At 55.3% G+C, this 19,733-nt stretch carries 18 protein-coding genes; all 18 read left to right on the top strand.

Annotated elements, in window-relative coordinates; all coding sequences use genetic code 11:
* Positions 1-92 precede the first annotated feature (92 nt).
* The 18 genes from rplK (at position 93) to rpsC (ending at position 19,724) form a co-directional block, all read left to right on the top strand.
* Positions 93-524, top strand: coding sequence for a 50S ribosomal protein L11 (gene rplK, locus C2E19_RS26645; protein ID WP_003228756.1), 432 nt, complete (start codon positions 93-95; stop codon positions 522-524).
* On the top strand, positions 524-1,219 hold the full coding sequence (gene rplA, locus C2E19_RS26640) for a 50S ribosomal protein L1 (protein ID WP_007916481.1): 696 nt from the start codon (positions 524-526) through the stop codon (positions 1,217-1,219). The genes rplK and rplA overlap by 1 nt, the downstream gene beginning before the upstream one ends.
* A 198-nt stretch (positions 1,220-1,417) precedes the next feature.
* Complete coding sequence (gene rplJ / locus C2E19_RS26635; protein WP_007916479.1) at positions 1,418-1,918, top strand: 50S ribosomal protein L10; 501 nt, start codon at positions 1,418-1,420, stop codon at positions 1,916-1,918.
* Between the two features lie 79 nt (positions 1,919-1,997).
* Positions 1,998-2,363 (top strand): 50S ribosomal protein L7/L12, encoded by a 366-nt coding sequence (gene rplL / locus C2E19_RS26630; protein WP_053124318.1) that lies wholly within the window; start codon positions 1,998-2,000, stop codon positions 2,361-2,363.
* A 221-nt stretch (positions 2,364-2,584) separates the two neighbouring features.
* Positions 2,585-6,658 carry a DNA-directed RNA polymerase subunit beta gene (rpoB, locus tag C2E19_RS26625; protein WP_129395733.1) on the top strand — a complete coding sequence of 1,358 codons (4,074 nt, stop codon included), beginning with the start codon at positions 2,585-2,587 and terminating at the stop codon, positions 6,656-6,658.
* 64 nt (positions 6,659-6,722) lie between these two features.
* Entirely contained in the window at positions 6,723-10,922 is a 4,200-nt protein-coding gene (gene rpoC / locus C2E19_RS26620) for a DNA-directed RNA polymerase subunit beta' (protein ID WP_007916472.1), read from the top strand.
* 216 nt (positions 10,923-11,138) lie between these two features.
* A complete protein-coding gene (gene rpsL, locus C2E19_RS26615; RefSeq protein WP_003186084.1) occupies positions 11,139-11,510 on the top strand; it encodes a 30S ribosomal protein S12 in 372 nt (123 codons plus the stop codon).
* A 107-nt stretch (positions 11,511-11,617) separates the two neighbouring features.
* Positions 11,618-12,091 (top strand): 30S ribosomal protein S7, encoded by a 474-nt coding sequence (gene rpsG / locus C2E19_RS26610; RefSeq protein WP_007916467.1) that lies wholly within the window; start codon positions 11,618-11,620, stop codon positions 12,089-12,091.
* A 30-nt stretch (positions 12,092-12,121) separates the two neighbouring features.
* The gene (gene fusA / locus C2E19_RS26605) at positions 12,122-14,227 is read left to right on the top strand and encodes an elongation factor G (protein ID WP_129395732.1); all 2,106 of its coding nucleotides are present in this window, start codon (positions 12,122-12,124) and stop codon (positions 14,225-14,227) included.
* Positions 14,228-14,258: 31 nt separating this feature from the next.
* Positions 14,259-15,452 (top strand): elongation factor Tu, encoded by a 1,194-nt coding sequence (gene tuf, locus C2E19_RS26600; protein ID WP_007918472.1) that lies wholly within the window; start codon positions 14,259-14,261, stop codon positions 15,450-15,452.
* Positions 15,453-15,610: 158 nt separating this feature from the next.
* Positions 15,611-15,922 carry a 30S ribosomal protein S10 gene (rpsJ, locus tag C2E19_RS26595; RefSeq protein WP_003186070.1) on the top strand — a complete coding sequence of 104 codons (312 nt, stop codon included), beginning with the start codon at positions 15,611-15,613 and terminating at the stop codon, positions 15,920-15,922.
* Positions 15,923-16,002: 80 nt separating this feature from the next.
* A complete protein-coding gene (gene rplC, locus C2E19_RS26590) occupies positions 16,003-16,638 on the top strand; it encodes a 50S ribosomal protein L3 (protein WP_003228738.1) in 636 nt (211 codons plus the stop codon).
* A 12-nt stretch (positions 16,639-16,650) separates the two neighbouring features.
* Positions 16,651-17,253: a 50S ribosomal protein L4 gene (gene rplD / locus C2E19_RS26585; protein WP_007918468.1), complete on the top strand. Its 603-nt coding sequence runs from the start codon at positions 16,651-16,653 to the stop codon at positions 17,251-17,253.
* Positions 17,250-17,549 (top strand): 50S ribosomal protein L23, encoded by a 300-nt coding sequence (rplW, locus tag C2E19_RS26580; protein WP_002555488.1) that lies wholly within the window; start codon positions 17,250-17,252, stop codon positions 17,547-17,549. Before rplD ends, rplW begins: the two co-directional genes overlap by 4 nt.
* Positions 17,550-17,563: 14 nt before the next feature.
* Complete coding sequence (gene rplB, locus C2E19_RS26575; protein WP_003228734.1) at positions 17,564-18,388, top strand: 50S ribosomal protein L2; 825 nt, start codon at positions 17,564-17,566, stop codon at positions 18,386-18,388.
* 16 nt (positions 18,389-18,404) lie between these two features.
* The gene (gene rpsS, locus C2E19_RS26570) at positions 18,405-18,680 is read left to right on the top strand and encodes a 30S ribosomal protein S19 (RefSeq protein WP_003228731.1); all 276 of its coding nucleotides are present in this window, start codon (positions 18,405-18,407) and stop codon (positions 18,678-18,680) included.
* An 11-nt stretch (positions 18,681-18,691) separates the two neighbouring features.
* Positions 18,692-19,024 carry a 50S ribosomal protein L22 gene (gene rplV / locus C2E19_RS26565; RefSeq protein WP_003103908.1) on the top strand — a complete coding sequence of 111 codons (333 nt, stop codon included), beginning with the start codon at positions 18,692-18,694 and terminating at the stop codon, positions 19,022-19,024.
* 13 nt (positions 19,025-19,037) lie between these two features.
* Positions 19,038-19,724, top strand: coding sequence for a 30S ribosomal protein S3 (rpsC, locus tag C2E19_RS26560; RefSeq protein ID WP_003176422.1), 687 nt, complete (start codon positions 19,038-19,040; stop codon positions 19,722-19,724).
* Positions 19,725-19,733 lie beyond the last annotated feature (9 nt).

Raw genomic sequence — 19,733 nt, 5'->3', positions numbered from 1 at the left:
CCCTAGGCTGTGGGGTTTTGTCGTCACTGGGATAAACGCGCAAGTAACCGGGGAGCCTTTCGAGGCGTTCGAACCCGTAATTGGAGTGCCTCATGGCCAAGAAAATTACCGCTTACATCAAGCTGCAAGTGAAGGCCGCTCAGGCTAACCCAAGCCCACCTGTTGGTCCTGCTCTGGGTCAGCACGGCGTGAACATCATGGAATTCTGCAAGGCTTTCAACGCCCGTACTCAGGGTCTTGAAGCAGGTCTGCCGACTCCAGTGATCATCACTGTCTACAGCGACCGTAGCTTCACTTTTGAAACCAAATCCACCCCTGCTTCGGTTCTGCTGAAGAAAGCGGCCGGTCTGACCAGCGGTTCCGCTCGTCCGAACACCGTTAAGGTTGGCACTGTTACCCGTGCTCAGCTGGAAGAAATCGCGAAAACCAAAAACGCGGATCTGACTGCAGCTGATATGGATGCAGCCGTGCGTACTATCGCCGGTTCTGCTCGTAGCATGGGCCTTAACGTGGAGGGTGTGTAATGGCTAAGCTGACCAAGCGTCAAAAGGCTATCGCCGGCAAAATCGAAGCGGGCAAGGCCTACAACATTGTAGACGCCGCTGCCCTGCTGGCCGAGCTGTCGACTGTCAAGTTCAGCGAGTCGTTTGACGTTGCTGTAAACCTGGGTGTAGACCCGCGTAAATCCGACCAGGTTGTTCGTAGCGCTACTGTGCTGCCGCACGGCACTGGCAAGACTGTTCGCGTTGCTGTGTTCACCCAGGGTCCAGCTGCCGAGGCCGCTCTGGCTGCCGGCGCTGACCGTGTAGGTATGGACGACCTGGCTGCCGAAATGAAAGGCGGCGACCTGAACTATGACGTAGTGATCGCATCCCCGGATGCCATGCGCGTTGTAGGTCAACTGGGCCAGATCCTCGGCCCACGTGGTCTGATGCCTAACCCTAAGGTTGGTACCGTAACTCCAGACGTAGCTACTGCGGTCAAGAACGCTAAAGCTGGTCAGGTTCGTTATCGCACCGACAAAAACGGCATCATTCACACTTCCGTTGGCAAGATGGGCTTCGACGCCGTCAAGCTGAAGGAAAACGTTGAAGCCCTGATCGCTGATCTGAAGCGTATCAAGCCAGCTTCCTCGAAAGGTATCTACGTCAAGCGCGTTACCCTGAGCACCACCATGGGCCCAGGTCTGGTTATCGACCAGAGCTCGCTGGACGCGTAAGACAAAAATTGGCGCGATTATTCGCGCCAGTTGAAATATTGGGGTCCCTGCCTGGCGGGGGCTATCCAAGACCGTAGGCGACGCAAGTCTTAAACCACCAGCCTACGCAGATGGTGCTCCCGGTTCCTTACCGAATCAGACACCAAAACGACATTCGGTTTCGATCGAATGAAACGGTAACAAGCAGGAGTTAAACCCGTGGCAATTAATCTCGAAGACAAGAAGGCCATCGTCGCTGAAGTCAACGAGGCTGCCAAAGTCGCTCTGTCCGCTGTCGTGGTTGATGCACGTGGCGTAACAGTAGGCGCAATGACCGGACTCCGTAAAGAGGCTCGTGAAGCTGGCGTTTACGTACGTGTTGTACGTAACACCCTGCTCAAGCGCGCTGTTGCTGACACTGAATACAGTGTTCTCAACGACGTGTTCACCGGCCCGACCTTGATCGCATTCTCCAACGAACACCCGGGCGCTGCTGCTCGTCTGTTCAAAGAGTTCGCTAAAGGTCAGGACAAGTTCGAGATCAAGGCAGCTGCGTTCGAGGGCAAGTTCCTCGCAGCTAATCAGATCGACGTTCTGGCAAGCCTGCCGACCCGTGACGAAGCAATTTCTCAGCTGATGAGCGTGATTCAAGGCGCTACCAGCAAATTGGCTCGTACTCTGGCGGCACTTCGCGACCAGAAAGAAGCTGCTGCAGCCTAAGGCTGAGCGTTTCCTCTCTCGCGTATTTTTGTTTATTTCGATGGCCTCCAGGCTATCCCCCCAATTCAGGAAATAAGTCATGTCTCTGACTAACGAACAAATCATCGACGCAATCGGCGAAAAATCGGTTCTGGAAATCGTTGAGCTGATCAAGGCAATGGAAGAGAAGTTCGGCGTATCCGCTGCCGCTGCTTCTGCTGGTCCAGCTGCTGCTGCCGCTGTTGTTGAAGAGCAAACCGAGTTCAACGTTATCCTGAAAGGCGCTGGCGAGAAGAAAGTCAACGTGATCAAGGCTGTACGTGAACTGACCGGTCTGGGTCTGAAAGAAGCCAAGGAGAAGGTTGACACCGCTCCTCAGGTTATCGCTGAAGGCGTTTCGAAAGAAGCTGCTGAAGACGCGAAGAAGAAGCTGGAAGAAGCAGGCGCTGAAGTCGAAGTTAAGTAACTTTCGACTTTGCACCTCCAGCCCGAGCGTCAAGCGACAGGCTGATGGCTGGTGGCTCTTGCCACCGGCCTTTTTCCGTTATTGGCAGCCGACTGGGTCGGTGCTGATAAAGGCGCTGTAACCACCCGATGCGGTGGCGCAAACCATGGGGTTTGCACGATTTTCTGGCTGCTCCCGTCGGGAGGGGCCAAACAAGCAGGTGACCAAGCTGGGGAACGCTGATGGCTTACTCATATACTGAGAAAAAACGTATCCGCAAGGACTTTAGCAAGTTGCCGGACGTCATGGATGTGCCTTACCTCCTGGCCATCCAGCTGGATTCGTATCGTGAATTCTTGCAAGCGGGAGCGACTAAAGATCAGTTCCGCGACGTGGGCCTGCATGCGGCCTTCAAATCCGTTTTCCCGATCATCAGCTACTCCGGCAATGCTGCGCTGGAGTACGTCGGTTATCGCCTGGGCGAACCGGCATTTGATGTCAAAGAATGCGTATTGCGCGGTGTAACTTTCGCCGTACCTTTGCGGGTAAAAGTGCGCCTGATCATTTTCGACAAAGAATCGTCGAACAAAGCGATCAAGGACATCAAAGAGCAAGAAGTCTACATGGGTGAAATCCCCCTGATGACTGAGAACGGTACCTTCGTAATCAACGGTACCGAGCGTGTAATCGTTTCCCAGCTGCACCGTTCCCCGGGCGTGTTCTTCGACCACGACCGCGGCAAGACGCATAGCTCCGGCAAACTGCTGTACTCCGCGCGCATCATTCCTTACCGCGGTTCGTGGCTGGACTTCGAGTTCGACCCGAAAGACTGCGTGTTCGTGCGTATCGACCGTCGTCGCAAGCTGCCGGCATCGGTACTGCTGCGTGCGCTCGGCTATACCACTGAAGAAGTGCTGGACGCTTTCTACACCACCAACGTTTTCCACCTGAGCGGCGAAACCCTCAGCCTGGAACTGATTGCTTCGCGTCTGCGTGGTGAAATTGCGGTTCTGGATATTCAGGACGAGAAAGGCAAAGTCATCGTTGAAGCTGGCCGCCGTATTACCGCGCGCCACATCAACCAGATCGAAAAAGCCGGCCTCAAGACCCTGGAAGTGCCTCTGGACTACGTCCTCGGTCGCACTACCGCCAAGGTCATCGTGCATCCGGCTACCGGCGAAATCCTGGCAGAGTGCAACACCGAGCTGAACACTGAAGTCCTGGCAAAAATTGCCAAGTCCGGCGTTGTTCGCATCGAAACTCTGTACACCAACGACATCGACTGCGGTCCGTTCGTCTCCGATACGCTGAAGATCGACTCCACCAGCAACCAATTGGAAGCGCTGGTCGAGATCTATCGCATGATGCGTCCGGGCGAGCCACCAACCAAAGACGCTGCCGAAACCCTGTTCAACAACCTGTTCTTCAGCCCTGAGCGCTATGACCTGTCTGCGGTCGGCCGGATGAAGTTCAACCGTCGTATCGGTCGTACCGAGATCGAAGGTTCGGGCGTGCTGTGCAAGGAAGACATCGTCGCGGTACTGAAGACTCTGGTCGACATCCGTAACGGTAAAGGCATCGTCGATGACATCGACCACCTGGGTAACCGTCGTGTTCGCTGCGTAGGCGAAATGGCCGAGAACCAGTTCCGCGTTGGCCTGGTACGTGTTGAGCGTGCGGTCAAAGAGCGTCTATCGATGGCTGAAAGCGAAGGCTTGATGCCGCAAGACCTGATCAACGCCAAGCCAGTGGCTGCGGCGGTGAAAGAGTTCTTCGGTTCCAGCCAGCTCTCGCAGTTCATGGACCAGAACAACCCGCTGTCCGAGATCACCCACAAGCGTCGTGTCTCCGCACTCGGCCCTGGTGGTCTGACTCGTGAACGCGCAGGCTTTGAAGTTCGTGACGTACACCCGACTCACTACGGTCGTGTATGCCCGATTGAAACGCCGGAAGGTCCGAACATCGGTCTGATCAACTCCTTGGCTGCGTACGCTCGCACTAACCAGTACGGCTTCCTCGAGAGCCCGTACCGTGTGGTGAAAGACGCTCTGGTCACCGACGAGATCGTGTTCCTGTCTGCCATCGAAGAAGCTGATCACGTGATCGCTCAGGCTTCGGCCACGATGAACGACAAGAAAATGCTGATCGACGAACTGGTAGCTGTTCGTCACTTGAACGAATTCACCGTCAAGGCGCCGGAAGACGTCACCTTGATGGACGTATCGCCGAAGCAGGTAGTTTCGGTTGCAGCGTCGCTGATCCCGTTCCTCGAACACGATGACGCCAACCGTGCGTTGATGGGTTCGAACATGCAGCGTCAAGCTGTACCAACCCTGCGCGCTGACAAGCCGCTGGTCGGTACCGGCATGGAGCGTAACGTAGCCCGTGACTCCGGCGTTTGCGTCGTGGCTCGTCGTGGCGGCGTGATCGACTCCGTTGATGCCAGCCGTATCGTGGTTCGTGTTGCTGATGACGAAGTTGAAACCGGTGAAGCTGGTGTCGACATCTACAACCTGACCAAATACACGCGCTCCAACCAGAACACCTGCATCAACCAGCGTCCGCTGGTGCGTAAAGGTGATCGGGTTCAGCGCAGCGACATCATGGCTGACGGCCCGTCCACTGACATGGGTGAGCTGGCGCTGGGTCAGAACATGCGCATCGCGTTCATGGCCTGGAACGGTTACAACTTCGAAGACTCCATCTGCCTGTCGGAGCGAGTTGTTCAAGAAGATCGCTTTACCACGATCCACATTCAGGAACTGACCTGTGTGGCACGTGACACCAAGCTTGGGCCAGAGGAAATCACTGCAGACATCCCTAACGTGGGTGAAGCTGCACTGAACAAGCTGGACGAAGCCGGTATCGTTTACGTAGGTGCTGAAGTTGGCGCAGGCGACATCCTGGTCGGTAAGGTCACTCCGAAAGGCGAGACCCAACTGACTCCGGAAGAAAAACTGCTGCGTGCCATCTTCGGTGAAAAAGCCAGCGACGTTAAAGACACCTCCCTGCGTGTACCTACCGGTACCAAAGGTACGGTCATCGACGTACAGGTCTTCACCCGTGACGGCGTTGAGCGTGATGCTCGTGCACTGTCGATCGAGAAGACTCAGCTCGACGAGATCCGCAAGGATCTGAACGAAGAGTTCCGTATCGTTGAAGGCGCGACTTTCGAACGTCTGCGTTCCGCTCTGGTAGGCCGCAAGGCTGAAGGCGGCGCTGGTCTGAAGAAAGGTCAGGACATCACCGACGAAGTACTCGACGGTCTTGAGCATGGTCAGTGGTTCAAACTGCGCATGGCTGAAGATGCTCTGAACGAGCAGCTCGAGAAGGCTCAAGCCTACATCGTTGATCGTCGCCGTCTGCTGGACGACAAGTTCGAAGACAAGAAGCGCAAACTGCAGCAGGGCGATGACCTGGCTCCAGGCGTGCTGAAAATCGTCAAGGTTTACCTGGCAATCCGTCGCCGCATCCAGCCGGGCGACAAGATGGCCGGTCGTCACGGTAACAAGGGTGTGGTCTCCGTGATCATGCCGGTTGAAGACATGCCGCACGATGCCAATGGCACCCCGGTCGACGTCGTTCTCAACCCGCTGGGCGTACCTTCGCGTATGAACGTTGGTCAGATCCTTGAAACCCACTTGGGCCTCGCGGCCAAAGGTCTGGGCGAGAAGATCAACCGGATGATCGAAGAGCAGCGTAAAGTCGCTGAACTGCGTACCTTCCTGGACGAGATCTACAACCAGATCGGCGGTCGTAACGAAGATCTGGACAGCTTCTCCGATCAGGAAATCCTGGATCTGGCGAAGAACCTGCGTGGCGGTGTTCCAATGGCCACCCCAGTGTTCGACGGCGCCAAGGAAAGCGAAATCAAGGCCATGCTGAAACTGGCAGACCTGCCGGAAAGCGGCCAGATGCAGCTGACTGACGGCCGTACCGGCAACAAGTTCGAGCGTCCAGTTACCGTTGGCTACATGTACATGCTGAAGCTGAACCACTTGGTAGACGACAAGATGCACGCGCGTTCTACCGGTTCGTACAGCCTGGTTACCCAGCAGCCGCTGGGTGGTAAGGCACAGTTCGGTGGTCAGCGTTTCGGGGAGATGGAGGTCTGGGCACTGGAAGCATACGGTGCTGCTTACACTCTGCAAGAAATGCTCACAGTGAAGTCGGACGATGTGAACGGCCGTACCAAGATGTACAAAAACATCGTGGATGGCGATCACCGTATGGAGCCGGGCATGCCCGAGTCCTTCAACGTGTTGATCAAGGAAATTCGTTCCCTCGGCATCGATATCGATCTGGAAACCGAATAACACGTGACGCGAATCGAGAGCGGGGCAGGATTGCCCGCTCTCTGCTCCGCCAGGAGGAAAGGCCTTGAAAGACCTACTGAATTTGCTGAAAAACCAGGGTCAAGTCGAAGAGTTCGACGCAATCCGTATTGGATTGGCGTCGCCTGAGATGATCCGTTCGTGGTCGTTCGGTGAAGTTAAAAAGCCGGAAACCATCAACTACCGTACGTTCAAACCTGAACGTGATGGCCTGTTCTGCGCCAAGATCTTTGGCCCGGTAAAGGATTACGAGTGCCTGTGCGGTAAGTACAAGCGCTTGAAGCACCGTGGTGTGATCTGCGAGAAGTGCGGCGTTGAAGTCGCGCTGGCTAAAGTTCGTCGTGAGCGCATGGCGCACATCGAACTGGCCTCGCCAGTTGCCCACATCTGGTTCCTGAAATCGCTGCCGTCGCGTATCGGTTTGCTGATGGACATGACCCTGCGTGATATCGAACGCGTTCTCTACTTCGAGAGCTATGTCGTTATCGATCCAGGCATGACCACCCTTGAAAAAGGTCAGTTGCTCAACGACGAGCAGTACTTCGAAGCGCTGGAAGAGTTCGGCGACGATTTCGATGCCCGCATGGGTGCTGAAGCTGTCCGTGAACTGCTGCACGCTATCGACCTGGAGCACGAGATTGGCCGTCTGCGTGAAGAAATTCCGCAAACCAACTCCGAAACCAAGATCAAGAAGCTGTCCAAGCGTCTGAAGTTGATGGAAGCCTTCCAGGGTTCCGGCAACCTGCCAGAGTGGATGGTGCTGACCGTTCTGCCGGTTCTGCCGCCAGATCTGCGTCCACTGGTCCCGCTGGATGGCGGTCGTTTCGCGACTTCCGACCTCAACGATCTGTATCGTCGAGTGATCAACCGTAACAACCGTTTGAAGCGCCTGCTGGATCTGTCCGCTCCGGACATCATCGTGCGCAACGAAAAGCGTATGTTGCAGGAAGCTGTCGATGCTCTGCTCGACAACGGTCGTCGTGGCCGCGCTATCACTGGTTCGAACAAGCGTCCTCTGAAATCCCTGGCTGACATGATCAAGGGTAAGCAAGGTCGTTTCCGTCAGAACTTGCTCGGTAAGCGTGTTGACTACTCCGGTCGTTCGGTAATTACCGTAGGCCCGACCCTGCGTCTGCACCAGTGCGGTCTGCCGAAGAAGATGGCTCTCGAGCTGTTCAAACCGTTCATTTTCGGCAAGCTCGAAATGCGTGGTCTCGCGACCACCATCAAAGCGGCCAAGAAAATGGTGGAGCGCGAACTGCCAGAGGTTTGGGACGTTCTCGCTGAAGTGATTCGCGAACACCCGGTTCTTCTCAACCGTGCACCGACCCTTCACCGTCTGGGTATCCAGGCGTTTGAACCGGTACTGATCGAAGGTAAGGCTATCCAGCTGCACCCTCTGGTCTGCGCCGCGTACAACGCCGACTTCGACGGCGACCAAATGGCCGTGCACGTACCGCTGACACTGGAAGCCCAGTTGGAAGCGCGTGCGTTGATGATGTCGACCAACAACATTCTGTCGCCAGCCAACGGTGAGCCAATCATCGTTCCGTCGCAGGACGTTGTATTGGGTCTGTACTACATGACTCGTGAAGCGATCAACGCCAAAGGCGAAGGTCGTGTGTTCGCGGATCTGCAGGAAGTTGACCGTGTGTTCCGTGCCGGCGAAGCCGCACTGCACGCCAAGGTTAAAGTACGTATCAACGAAACCGTCAACGACCGTGACGGCAACAGCGTGAGCGGTACCCGTATCGTCGACACCACTGTCGGCCGTGCGCTGCTGTTCCAGGTTGTGCCAAAAGGTCTGTCGTACGACGTCGTCAACCTGCCGATGAAGAAAAAGGCGATCTCCAAGCTGATCAACCAGTGCTACCGCGTGGTTGGTTTGAAAGAGACCGTGATCTTCGCTGACCAGTTGATGTACACCGGTTTCGCTTACTCGACCATCTCCGGCGTTTCCATCGGTGTTAACGACTTCGTTATCCCGGACGAGAAAGCCCGCATCATCGGTGCCGCCACCGACGAAGTGAAAGAGATCGAGAGCCAGTACGCCTCCGGCCTGGTAACCCAGGGCGAGAAGTACAACAAAGTGATCGACCTTTGGTCGAAAGCGAACGACGAAGTTTCCAAGGCAATGATGGCCAACCTCTCGAAAGAGAAGGTTATCGACCGTCACGGCGTTGAAGTCGATCAAGAGTCTTTCAACTCGATGTACATGATGGCTGACTCGGGTGCGCGGGGTTCCGCAGCACAGATTCGTCAGCTGGCCGGTATGCGTGGTCTGATGGCCAAGCCGGACGGTTCCATCATTGAGACGCCGATTACTGCGAACTTCCGTGAAGGTTTGAGCGTACTTCAGTACTTCATCTCCACTCACGGTGCTCGTAAAGGTCTGGCGGATACCGCGTTGAAAACTGCGAACTCCGGTTACCTGACTCGTCGTCTGGTAGACGTGGCGCAGGATCTGGTTGTAACCGAGATCGATTGCGGCACCGAACACGGTCTGCTGATGACTCCGCACATTGAAGGCGGTGACGTTGTAGAGCCGTTGGGTGAGCGCGTATTGGGTCGTGTTATTGCCCGTGACGTATTCAAGCCAGGCACCGAGGACGTTATCGTTCCGGCCGGTACTCTGGTCGACGAGAAGTGGGTTGAATTCATCGAGCTGAACAGCATCGACGAAGTGATCGTGCGTTCGCCGATCAGCTGCGAAACCCGCTATGGCATTTGCGCCAAGTGCTACGGCCGTGACTTGGCTCGTGGTCACCAGGTGAACATCGGTGAAGCGGTCGGCGTTATCGCTGCCCAGTCCATCGGTGAGCCGGGTACCCAGCTGACGATGCGTACGTTCCACATCGGTGGTGCGGCAAGCCGTACTTCCGCAGCCGACAGCGTTCAGGTGAAGAATGGCGGTACCGTCCGTCTGCACAATTTGAAGCATGTTGAGCGAGTGGATGGTCACCTGGTTGCTGTGTCCCGTTCCGGTGAGCTGGCCATCGCTGATGACTTCGGTCGTGAGCGTGAGCGTTACAAGCTGCCGTACGGTGCTGTGATTTCGGTTAAAGAAGGTGACAAGGTCGACGCTGGCGCAATCGTGGCCAAGTGGGATCCGCACACTCACCCAATCGTTACCGAAATGAAAGGTACCGTGACCTACGTGGGCATGGAAGAAGGCATCACGATCAAGCGTCAGACTGACGAATTGACCGGTATGACCAACATTGAAGTCCTCGACGCGAAAGATCGTCCAGCTGCGGGCAAAGAAATCCGTCCAGCAGTGAAGATGGTCGACGACAACGGCAAGGATCTGTTGCTGCCAGGCACTGACGTTATCGCTCAGTACTTCCTGCCAGCCAACGCTCTGGTCGGTGTAGCGGACGGTGCGAAGATCGCGATCGGTGATGTTATCGCGCGTATCCCGCAAGAAACTTCGAAGACCCGCGACATCACCGGTGGTCTGCCGCGTGTTGCCGACTTGTTCGAAGCTCGTCGTCCGAAAGAAGCGTCGATTCTGGCTGAAGTCAGCGGCACCATCGCGTTCGGTAAGGAAACCAAAGGCAAGCGCCGTCTGGTTATTACCCCGAACGACGGTACCGATCCGTACGAAGAGCTGATTCCGAAGTGGCGTCACCTGAACGTCTTCGAAGGCGAACAGGTAAACCGCGGCGAAGTTATCTCCGACGGCCCAAGCGATCCGCACGACATCCTGCGTCTGTTGGGTGTGAGCGCGCTGGCCAAGTACATCGTGAACGAGATCCAGGACGTTTACCGTCTGCAAGGCGTGAAGATCAACGACAAGCACATCGAGACCATCCTGCGTCAGATGCTGCGTAAAGTTGAAATCGCTGAATCCGGCGATTCCAGTTTCATCAAGGGCGACCAGATGGAACTGACTCACGTACTGGTAGAGAACGAGCGTCTGGGCGGCGAAGACAAGTTCGTCTCCAAATACACTCGCGTTCTGCTGGGTATCACCAAGGCGTCGTTGTCCACCGAATCGTTCATCTCGGCGGCTTCCTTCCAGGAAACCACCCGCGTACTGACCGAAGCGGCAGTCACCGGCAAGCGCGATTACCTGCGCGGCCTGAAAGAAAACGTTGTCGTGGGTCGTCTGATCCCGGCAGGTACCGGCCTGGCATATCACAGCGAGCGCAAGCGTCGCCGTGAAGCAGACAAGCCGTTGCGCGTAAGCGCCAGTGAAGTGGAAGCTGCACTGACCGAAGCGCTGAACTCGAGCGGTAACTGAGTTCTGCGATAAATGAGCGTAAGGCCCTGATCACCCCGTTCGTCGAATCGAGACATTTTGTCGAGGTTCGAGGGGCGGGGAGGTCGGGGCCTTGCCTTGACTGGGGACAAGATCCTCTTTAGACTCTTGATCCCCTAAATTTGGCGGGAATTCGTTCCTGCCATTTTGCTTTTCTTGCAAGACAATAGCGTCGCAAGACAACAGTGGAGCTAGTAGATGGCAACTATCAACCAGCTGGTACGTCAGCCGCGTAAGCGTATCGTCGAGAAATCCGACGTACCTGCGCTGCAGAACTGCCCGCAACGTCGTGGCGTGTGCACCCGTGTGTACACCACTACGCCGAAAAAACCTAACTCGGCACTGCGTAAAGTATGCCGTGTGCGCCTGACCAACGGTTTCGAAGTTTCTTCGTACATCGGTGGTGAAGGTCACAACCTGCAAGAGCACAGCGTGGTACTGATCCGCGGCGGTCGTGTAAAAGACTTGCCAGGTGTTCGTTACCACACCGTTCGCGGTTCTTTGGATACTTCCGGCGTTAAAGGTCGTAACCAGGGTCGTTCGAAGTACGGTACCAAGCGTCCGAAGTAATCGGCCGTTTTGCAGATTTTCATTTTATTGAGTCGATAAGAGTAAGGTCGGGCACGCATCCATTGGATCTGTCCCGAGCTAACCTGAAGACCGCTTGAGGGCTTATCATGCCAAGACGTCGCGTAGCAGCAAAGCGTGAGATTCTGGACGATCCGAAATACGGAAGCCAGATCCTCGCCAAATTCATGAACCACGTTATGGAAAGCGGCAAGAAAGCCGTTGCCGAGCGTATCGTTTATGGTGCCCTGGAAACCGTTGCGACCCGTAAGGCTGGCACCGATCCCCTGGAACTCTTCGAAAAAGCACTCGACGCCATCGCTCCGCTGGTCGAAGTGAAGTCGCGCCGCGTTGGTGGTGCTACTTACCAGGTTCCGGTCGAGGTTCGTCCTTCCCGTCGTAACGCTCTGGCAATGCGCTGGTTGGTAGACTTCGCACGTAAGCGTGGCGAGAAGTCTATGGCTCTGCGTTTGGCTGGCGAACTGCTGGATGCTGCTGAAGGTAAAGGTGCTGCTGTTAAGAAGCGTGAAGACGTGCACCGTATGGCTGAAGCCAACAAAGCTTTCTCGCACTACCGCTTCTAATTTTAGCTTCACTAATTTTGCGAGGGCTTTATGGCTCGTACTACTCCGATTAGTCGCTACCGTAACATCGGTATCGTCGCTCACGTGGATGCTGGTAAAACCACCACCACCGAGCGCGTCCTTTTTTACACCGGCAAAAGTCACAAAATGGGCGAGGTGCATGATGGCGCCGCGACCACAGACTGGATGGTGCAGGAGCAGGAGCGTGGTATTACCATTACTTCTGCTGCCATCACCGCCTTCTGGAAAGGTTCCGAGAAGCAGTACAAGGACGAGCATCGCTTCAACGTAATCGATACCCCGGGCCACGTTGACTTCACCATTGAAGTTGAACGTTCCCTGCGCGTACTCGACGGCGCTGTGGTTGTGTTCTGCGGTACTTCGGGTGTTGAGCCTCAGTCGGAAACCGTATGGCGTCAAGCCAACAAATACGGCGTTCCACGTCTTGTTTACGTAAACAAGATGGACCGTGCTGGTGCGAACTTCCTGCGCGTGATCGCTCAGATCAAACAGCGTCTGGGTCACACTCCGGTGCCAATTCAGTTGGCCATCGGTTCCGAAGACAACTTCCAGGGTCAGATCGATCTGATCAACATGCAAGCTGTCTACTGGAACGACTCTGATAAAGGTATGGTCCCTGTTCGCAAGGACATTCCTGCTGAGCTCCAAGAGCTGGCTGAAGAGTGGCGCAACAACATGGTTGAGGCTGCTGCCGAAGCCAACGAAGAGCTGATGAACAAGTACCTGGAAGGCGAAGAGCTGACGATCGTAGAGATCAAAGCTGCTTTGCGTCAGCGTACTATCGCCGGCGAAATCGTTCTGGCTGTTTGCGGTTCGTCTTTCAAGAACAAGGGTGTTCCCCTGGTTCTCGACGCCGTTATCGACTTCTTGCCTGCACCAACCGACATTCCTGCTATCAAGGGTACTGACCCGGATAACGAGGAAATCGAGCTGGAGCGTCATGCAGACGATTCGGAGCCGTTCTCGGCTCTGGCGTTCAAGATCGCTACCGACCCATTCGTGGGTACCTTGACCTTCGTCCGTGTTTACTCGGGCGTGTTGAACTCCGGCGACGGCGTGATCAACTCGGTTAAAGGTAAAAAAGAGCGCGTGGGTCGTATGGTGCAAATGCACGCAAACGCCCGTGAAGAGATCAAGGAAGTACGCGCTGGCGACATCGCGGCCCTGATCGGCATGAAGGACGTCACCACTGGTGAAACCCTCTGCAACGCTGACAAGCCAATCATCCTGGTTCGCATGGACTTCCCGGAGCCGGTTATTTCGGTTGCCGTAGAGCCAAAGACCAAGGATGACCAGGAAAAAATGGGTATCGCTCTGGGCAAACTTGCTCAGGAAGACCCGTCTTTCCGCGTTAAAACTGATGAAGAGACTGGTCAAACGATCATCTCCGGCATGGGCGAGCTGCACCTGGACATCCTGGTTGACCGGATGCGCCGTGAGTTCAACGTCGAAGCCAACATCGGCAAGCCTCAGGTTTCCTATCGTGAGCGCATCACGAAGAACTGCGAAATCGAAGGCAAGTTCGTTCGTCAGTCCGGCGGTCGTGGTCAGTTCGGCCACTGCTGGATCCGTTTTGCTCCTGCTGACGAAGGTCAGGAAGGTCTGCAATTCGTGAACGAAGTAGTAGGTGGTGTGGTTCCTAAGGAATACATCCCGGCTATCCAGAAGGGCATCGAAGAGCAGATGAAGAACGGCGTTGTTGCCGGCTATCCGCTGATCGGCCTGAAGGCTACCGTGTTCGATGGTTCTTACCACGACGTCGACTCTAACGAGATGGCGTTTAAAGTGGCTGCTTCCATGGCGACCAAGCAACTGGCCCAGAAGGGCGGTGGTGAGTTGCTCGAGCCGATCATGGCGGTAGAGGTTGTTACGCCTGAAGACTATATGGGTGATGTGATGGGCGACCTTAACCGTCGTCGCGGCATGATCCAGGGTATGGAAGACACAGTGTCCGGCAAGGTTATCCGTGCTGAGGTTCCACTGGGTGAGATGTTCGGTTATGCGACCGACGTTCGTTCCATGTCCCAGGGTCGCGCAAGCTACTCTATGGAATTCAAAAAATACGATACGGCTCCGTCGCACATCGTCGAATCCGTAACCAAAAAACAAGGCTGATTCAGCCCCTTTAGGCTAGGAGTTAATTGTCGTGGCTAAAGAAAAATTTGATCGTTCCCTACCGCACGTCAACGTTGGCACCATCGGTCACGTTGACCACGGTAAAACCACTCTGACTGCTGCTCTGACTCGCGTTTGCTCCGAAGTTTTCGGTTCCGCAATCGTTGACTTCGACAAGATCGACAGCGCACCGGAAGAGAAAGCTCGCGGTATCACCATCAACACCGCACACGTTGAGTACAACTCGAAGATCCGTCACTACGCTCACGTTGACTGCCCAGGTCACGCTGACTATGTGAAGAACATGATCACCGGTGCTGCTCAAATGGACGGCGCTATTCTGGTTTGCTCGGCCGCTGATGGTCCGATGCCACAAACCCGTGAGCACATCCTGCTGTCCCGTCAGGTCGGCGTTCCGTACATCGTGGTTTTCCTGAACAAGGCTGACCTGGTAGACGACGCTGAGCTGCTGGAACTGGTCGAGATGGAAGTTCGCGACCTGCTGTCCACCTACGACTTCCCGGGCGATGACACTCCAATCATCATCGGTTCGGCTCGTATGGCTCTGGAAGGCAAAGACGACAACGAGATGGGCACCACTGCCGTCAAGAAGCTGGTTGAGACTCTGGACAGCTACATCCCAGAACCAGTTCGTGTCACCGACAAGCCGTTCCTGATGCCAATCGAAGACGTATTCTCGATCTCGGGTCGCGGTACTGTTGTGACCGGTCGTATCGAGCGCGGTATCGTTCGCGTTCAAGATCCGCTGGAAATCGTTGGTCTGCGTGACACCACCGTTACTACTTGCACCGGTGTTGAAATGTTCCGCAAGCTGCTCGACGAAGGTCGTGCTGGCGAGAACTGCGGCGTTCTGCTGCGTGGTACCAAGCGTGACGACGTTGAACGTGGTCAGGTTCTGGTTAAGCCGGGTTCGGTTAAGCCGCACACCACTTTCACCGCAGAAGTTTACGTTCTGAGCAAAGAAGAAGGCGGTCGTCACACTCCGTTCTTCAAAGGCTACCGTCCACAGTTCTACTTCCGTACTACTGACGTGACTGGTAACTGCGAGCTGCCAGAAGGCGTTGAAATGGTAATGCCAGGTGACAACATTCAGATGACTGTTACCCTGATCAAAACCATCGCAATGGAAGACGGTCTGCGTTTCGCTATCCGTGAAGGCGGTCGTACCGTCGGCGCTGGCGTCGTAGCCAAAATCATCGCTTAATTCTCTTTTATAGAGATTGCTTGATGATTTGAAAAAGCCCCCGCTCAGCGGGGGCTTTTTTATTGGGTTGACACCTATCTGGGGCGTCTATAGAATTGCGCCTCCTTTTAACGGGCGTATTGCGCTCGGTGGGAATAGCAGCCGGAGTCTGAAATCCAATGCAAAATCAGCAAATCCGTATCAGGTTGAAGGCTTTTGACCATCGCCTGATCGACCAATCAACCCAGGAAATCGTGGAAACCGCGAAACGTACTGGTGCTCAAGTGCGTGGTCCAATTCCACTGCCTACCCGTAAAGAGCGGTTCACCGTTCTGGTTTCTCCGCACGTCAACAAAGACGCGCGCGACCAGTACGAAATCCGCACTCATAAGCGCGTTCTGGACATCGTCCAGCCAACGGATAAAACCGTTGATGCACTTATGAAGCTTGATCTTGCGGCCGGTGTGGAAGTGCAGATCAGCCTCGGCTAAGACTCGGTCTTAGTCGTGTAACGCTCTGAAATGGGCGGCCATAGCGGGTGAAAGCCCCGTACACTCATGAGGTTTACAACATGACTATTGGTGTAGTCGGTCGTAAATGCGGTATGACCCGTATTTTCACCGAAGAAGGTGTCTCCATTCCGGTCACGGTCATTGAGATCGAACCGAATCGCGTCACCCAGTTCAAAACTGAAGAGACCGATGGCTATCGTGCAGTGCAAGTCACTGTCGGCGAGCGTCGTGCTTCGCGTGTAACAGCAGCTCAGGCTGGCCACTTCGCCAAGGCGAACGTTGCCGCTGGTCGCACCACCATGGAATTCCGTCTTGAAGAAGGCGAGTACCAGGCTGGCGATCTGATCAACGCTGAAATCTTCGCCGCTGGTCAACTGGTTGATGTAACCGGTCAGTCCAAGGGTAAAGGCTTCCAGGGTACGATCAAGCGTTGGAATTTCCGCGGGCAAGATAACACCCACGGTAACTCCGTATCCCACCGCGTCCCAGGCTCTATCGGCCAGTGCCAGACTCCTGGTCGTGTATTCAAGGGCAAAAAAATGTCCGGTCATATGGGCGCTGAGCGCGTGACCGTGCAGTCCCTGGAAGTAGTGCGCGTGGACGCTGAACGCAATCTGTTGTTGGTCAAGGGTGCTGTTCCTGGCGCTACTGGCGGCAACCTGGTTGTACGTCCAGCAGCCAAGGCTCGCGGTTAAGGGGAAGCTGACATGCAATTAAATGTAAATGACGCTCAAGCGATCGAAGTTTCCGAACTGACGTTTGGCGGCGAGTTCAATGAGACGCTGGTTCACCAAGCAGTCGTGGCCTACATGGCCGGCGGCCGTCAAGGTACCAAGCAGCAAAAGACCCGTTCCGACGTTCGTGGTGGCGGCAAGCGCCCATGGCGTCAGAAAGGTACTGGCCGTGCTCGTGCCGGTACTATCCGTAGCCCAATCTGGCGTGGCGGCGGTACCACTTTCGCAGCTCGTCCACAAGATCACTCCCAGAAGCTGAACAAGAAGATGTATCGCGCAGCAATGCGTTCCATCCTTGCTGAGCTGGTGCGTACTGATCGTCTGGTCGTGGTTCAGGATTTCGCTGTTGAAACTCCGAAAACCAAAGACCTGCTGGGCAAACTGAACAACATGAGCCTGACCGACGTTTTGATCGTGTCGGACGCTGTTGATCAGAACCTGTACCTGGCTGCTCGTAACCTGCCGCACGTAGATGTACGTGACGTTCAAGGTTCCGATCCAGTTAGTCTGATCGCATACGACAAGGTGTTGATCACCGTGTCGGCCGTGAAGAAATTCGAGGAGCTGCTGGGATGAACCAGGAACGCGTATTTAAAGTTCTGCTTGGCCCGCACGTTTCCGAGAAGGCTACGGTTCTGGCAGACAAGAAAGGCCAGTTCGTTTTCAAGGTTGCTACTGACGCAACCAAGCTGGAAATCAAGAAGGCCGTCGAAAGCCTGTTCAGCGTGAAAGTTGAGCGTGTTACTACCCTGAACGTTCTGGGTAAGAGCAAGCGCACAGCTCGCGGTCTGGGCAAGCGTAATGACTGGAAGAAGGCAGTTATCTCCCTTCAGCCAGGCCAAGATCTCGATTTCAGCAGCAGTGCTGAGTAAGGAAGGGGTGCATCATGGCAATCGTTAAATGCAAACCGACTTCCCCTGGCCGCCGTTTTGTGGTCAAGGTGGTCAACCAGGAGCTGCATAAAGGCGCTCCTCACGCACCGCTGCTCGAGAAAAAATCGAAGACTGGTGGTCGTAACAACAATGGCCGTATTACCACGCGTCACATCGGTGGTGGTCATAAGCAGCATTATCGTATGGTCGATTTCCGTCGCAACGACAAAGATGGCATCGTCGCCACTGTCGAGCGTATTGAATACGATCCAAACCGTACTGCTCACATCGCACTGCTCTGCTACGCAGACGGCGAGCGCCGCTACATCATCGCCCCTAAAGGCGTGAGTGCTGGCGACCAGCTGATCGCAGGCGCTCTGGCTCCAATCAAGCCAGGCAACGCTCTGCAACTGCGCAACATTCCAGTCGGTTCTACCGTACACGGCATCGAACTGAAGCCAGGTAAAGGCGCACAGATCGCTCGTTCCGCTGGTGCTTCGGCTCAGCTGATCGCTCGTGAAGGCGTGTACGTTACCCTGCGTCTGCGTTCCGGTGAAATGCGTAAAGTCCTGGCTGAATGCCGTGCGACCCTGGGCGAAGTCTCGAACTCCGAGCACAGCCTGCGTTCGCTGGGTAAAGCTGGTGCCAAACGCTGGCGTGGCGTTCGCCCAACCGTTCGTGGTGTTGCCATGAACCCGGTTGACCACCCGCATGGTGGTGGTGAAGGTCGTACCTCTGGTGGTCGTCATCCGGTATCGCCATGGGGCTTCCCGACTAAGGGCGCGAAGACTCGTGGTAATAAGCGTACCGACAAAATGATCGTCCGTCGTCGCAAGTAAATAGAGGGATACGACAGTGCCACGTTCTCTGAAAAAAGGTCCTTTTATTGATCTTCACCTACTGAAGAAGATCGAAGTGGCGGCGGAAAAGAACGATCGCAAACCAATTAAGACTTGGTCGCGTCGTTCGATGATCCTGCCACAGATGGTCGGTCTGACCATCGCCGTACATAACGGTCGTCAGCACGTCCCAGTTCTCGTGAACGAAGACATGGTCGGCCATAAACTGGGCGAGTTCGCCGGTACCCGCACATATCGTGGGCACGTGGCTGACAAGAAAGCCAAGCGTTAAGGGGTTAGGAAATGGAAGTAGCCGCTAAGTTGTCGGGCGCTCGAATCTCCGCCCAGAAAGCCCGCTTGGTCGCCGACCAGATCCGCGGGAAGAAGGTGGGCGAAGCGCTCAACTTGTTGGCTTTCAGCAGTAAGAAAGCCGCCGAGATCATGAAGAAAGTGCTGGAGTCGGCCGTAGCCAACGCCGAGCATAACGAAGGCGCAGACGTTGATGACCTTAAAGTCAGCACCGTTTTCGTCAACGAAGGGCGTTCGCTGAAGCGCATCATGCCACGTGCCAAAGGCCGTGCTGATCGCATCGTCAAGCGGTCTTGCCATATCACTGTCAAGGTTGCTGACAAGTAACGGAGTCGAAGAGATGGGTCAGAAAGTACATCCCATTGGCATTCGCCTGGGAATCGTCAAGGAGCACACCTCCGTCTGGTACGCAGACGGTCGGACTTATGCGGACTACTTGTTCGCAGATCTGAAAGTGCGTGAGTATCTCCAAGACAAACTAAAAAGCGCGTCCGTAAGCCGTATCGATATCCATCGTCCGGCCCAAACTGCACGTATCACCATCCACACCGCTCGTCCAGGTATCGTTATCGGGAAGAAAGGTGAAGATGTTGAGAAACTGCGTCAGGACCTGACCAAGCAAATGGGTGTGCCTGTGCACATCAATATCGAAGAGATCCGCAAGCCGGAACTCGACGGTATGCTGGTTGCGCAGAGCGTAGCTCAGCAGCTGGAGCGTCGTGTAATGTTCCGTCGCGCTATGAAGCGCGCCGTTCAGAACGCCATGCGCATTGGTGCCAAAGGCATCAAAATCCAAGTGAGCGGTCGTCTCGGCGGTGCTGAAATCGCACGTACTGAATGGTATCGCGAAGGTCGTGTGCCATTGCACACCCTGCGTGCCGACATCGACTATGCCAACTACGAAGCTCACACCACTTACGGTGTGATCGGTGTAAAGGTTTGGATCTTCAAAGGCGAAGTAATTGGTGGTCGCCAAGAAGAGCTGAAACCACAAGCACCAGCGCCTCGTAAAAAAGCTGCTAAGTAAGGGGTACGC

Source organism: Pseudomonas sp. DTU12.3 (genome assembly GCF_004124275.1).
In the GTDB taxonomy this organism is placed as follows: domain Bacteria; phylum Pseudomonadota; class Gammaproteobacteria; order Pseudomonadales; family Pseudomonadaceae; genus Aquipseudomonas; species Aquipseudomonas helmanticensis.
This window is presented reverse-complemented; position numbering and strand designations above follow the sequence as displayed.

Excerpts from the sequence above, each read along its gene's own strand:
- rplD (WP_007918468.1), top strand. The coding sequence starts at position 16,651 with ATGCAATTAAATGTAAATGACGCTCAAGCGATCGAAGTTTCCGAACTG.
- rplK (WP_003228756.1), top strand. The coding sequence starts at position 93 with ATGGCCAAGAAAATTACCGCTTACATCAAGCTGCAAGTGAAGGCCGCT.
- rplA (WP_007916481.1), top strand. The coding sequence starts at position 524 with ATGGCTAAGCTGACCAAGCGTCAAAAGGCTATCGCCGGCAAAATCGAA.
- rplL (WP_053124318.1), top strand. The coding sequence starts at position 1,998 with ATGTCTCTGACTAACGAACAAATCATCGACGCAATCGGCGAAAAATCG.
- rplC (WP_003228738.1), top strand. The coding sequence starts at position 16,003 with ATGACTATTGGTGTAGTCGGTCGTAAATGCGGTATGACCCGTATTTTC.
- rpoB (WP_129395733.1), top strand. The coding sequence starts at position 2,585 with ATGGCTTACTCATATACTGAGAAAAAACGTATCCGCAAGGACTTTAGC.
- rplV (WP_003103908.1), top strand. The coding sequence starts at position 18,692 with ATGGAAGTAGCCGCTAAGTTGTCGGGCGCTCGAATCTCCGCCCAGAAA.
- rpsG (WP_007916467.1), top strand. The coding sequence starts at position 11,618 with ATGCCAAGACGTCGCGTAGCAGCAAAGCGTGAGATTCTGGACGATCCG.
- rplB (WP_003228734.1), top strand. The coding sequence starts at position 17,564 with ATGGCAATCGTTAAATGCAAACCGACTTCCCCTGGCCGCCGTTTTGTG.
- rpsL (WP_003186084.1), top strand. The coding sequence starts at position 11,139 with ATGGCAACTATCAACCAGCTGGTACGTCAGCCGCGTAAGCGTATCGTC.
- fusA (WP_129395732.1), top strand. The coding sequence starts at position 12,122 with ATGGCTCGTACTACTCCGATTAGTCGCTACCGTAACATCGGTATCGTC.
- rplW (WP_002555488.1), top strand. The coding sequence starts at position 17,250 with ATGAACCAGGAACGCGTATTTAAAGTTCTGCTTGGCCCGCACGTTTCC.
- rpsJ (WP_003186070.1), top strand. The coding sequence starts at position 15,611 with ATGCAAAATCAGCAAATCCGTATCAGGTTGAAGGCTTTTGACCATCGC.
- rpsC (WP_003176422.1), top strand. The coding sequence starts at position 19,038 with ATGGGTCAGAAAGTACATCCCATTGGCATTCGCCTGGGAATCGTCAAG.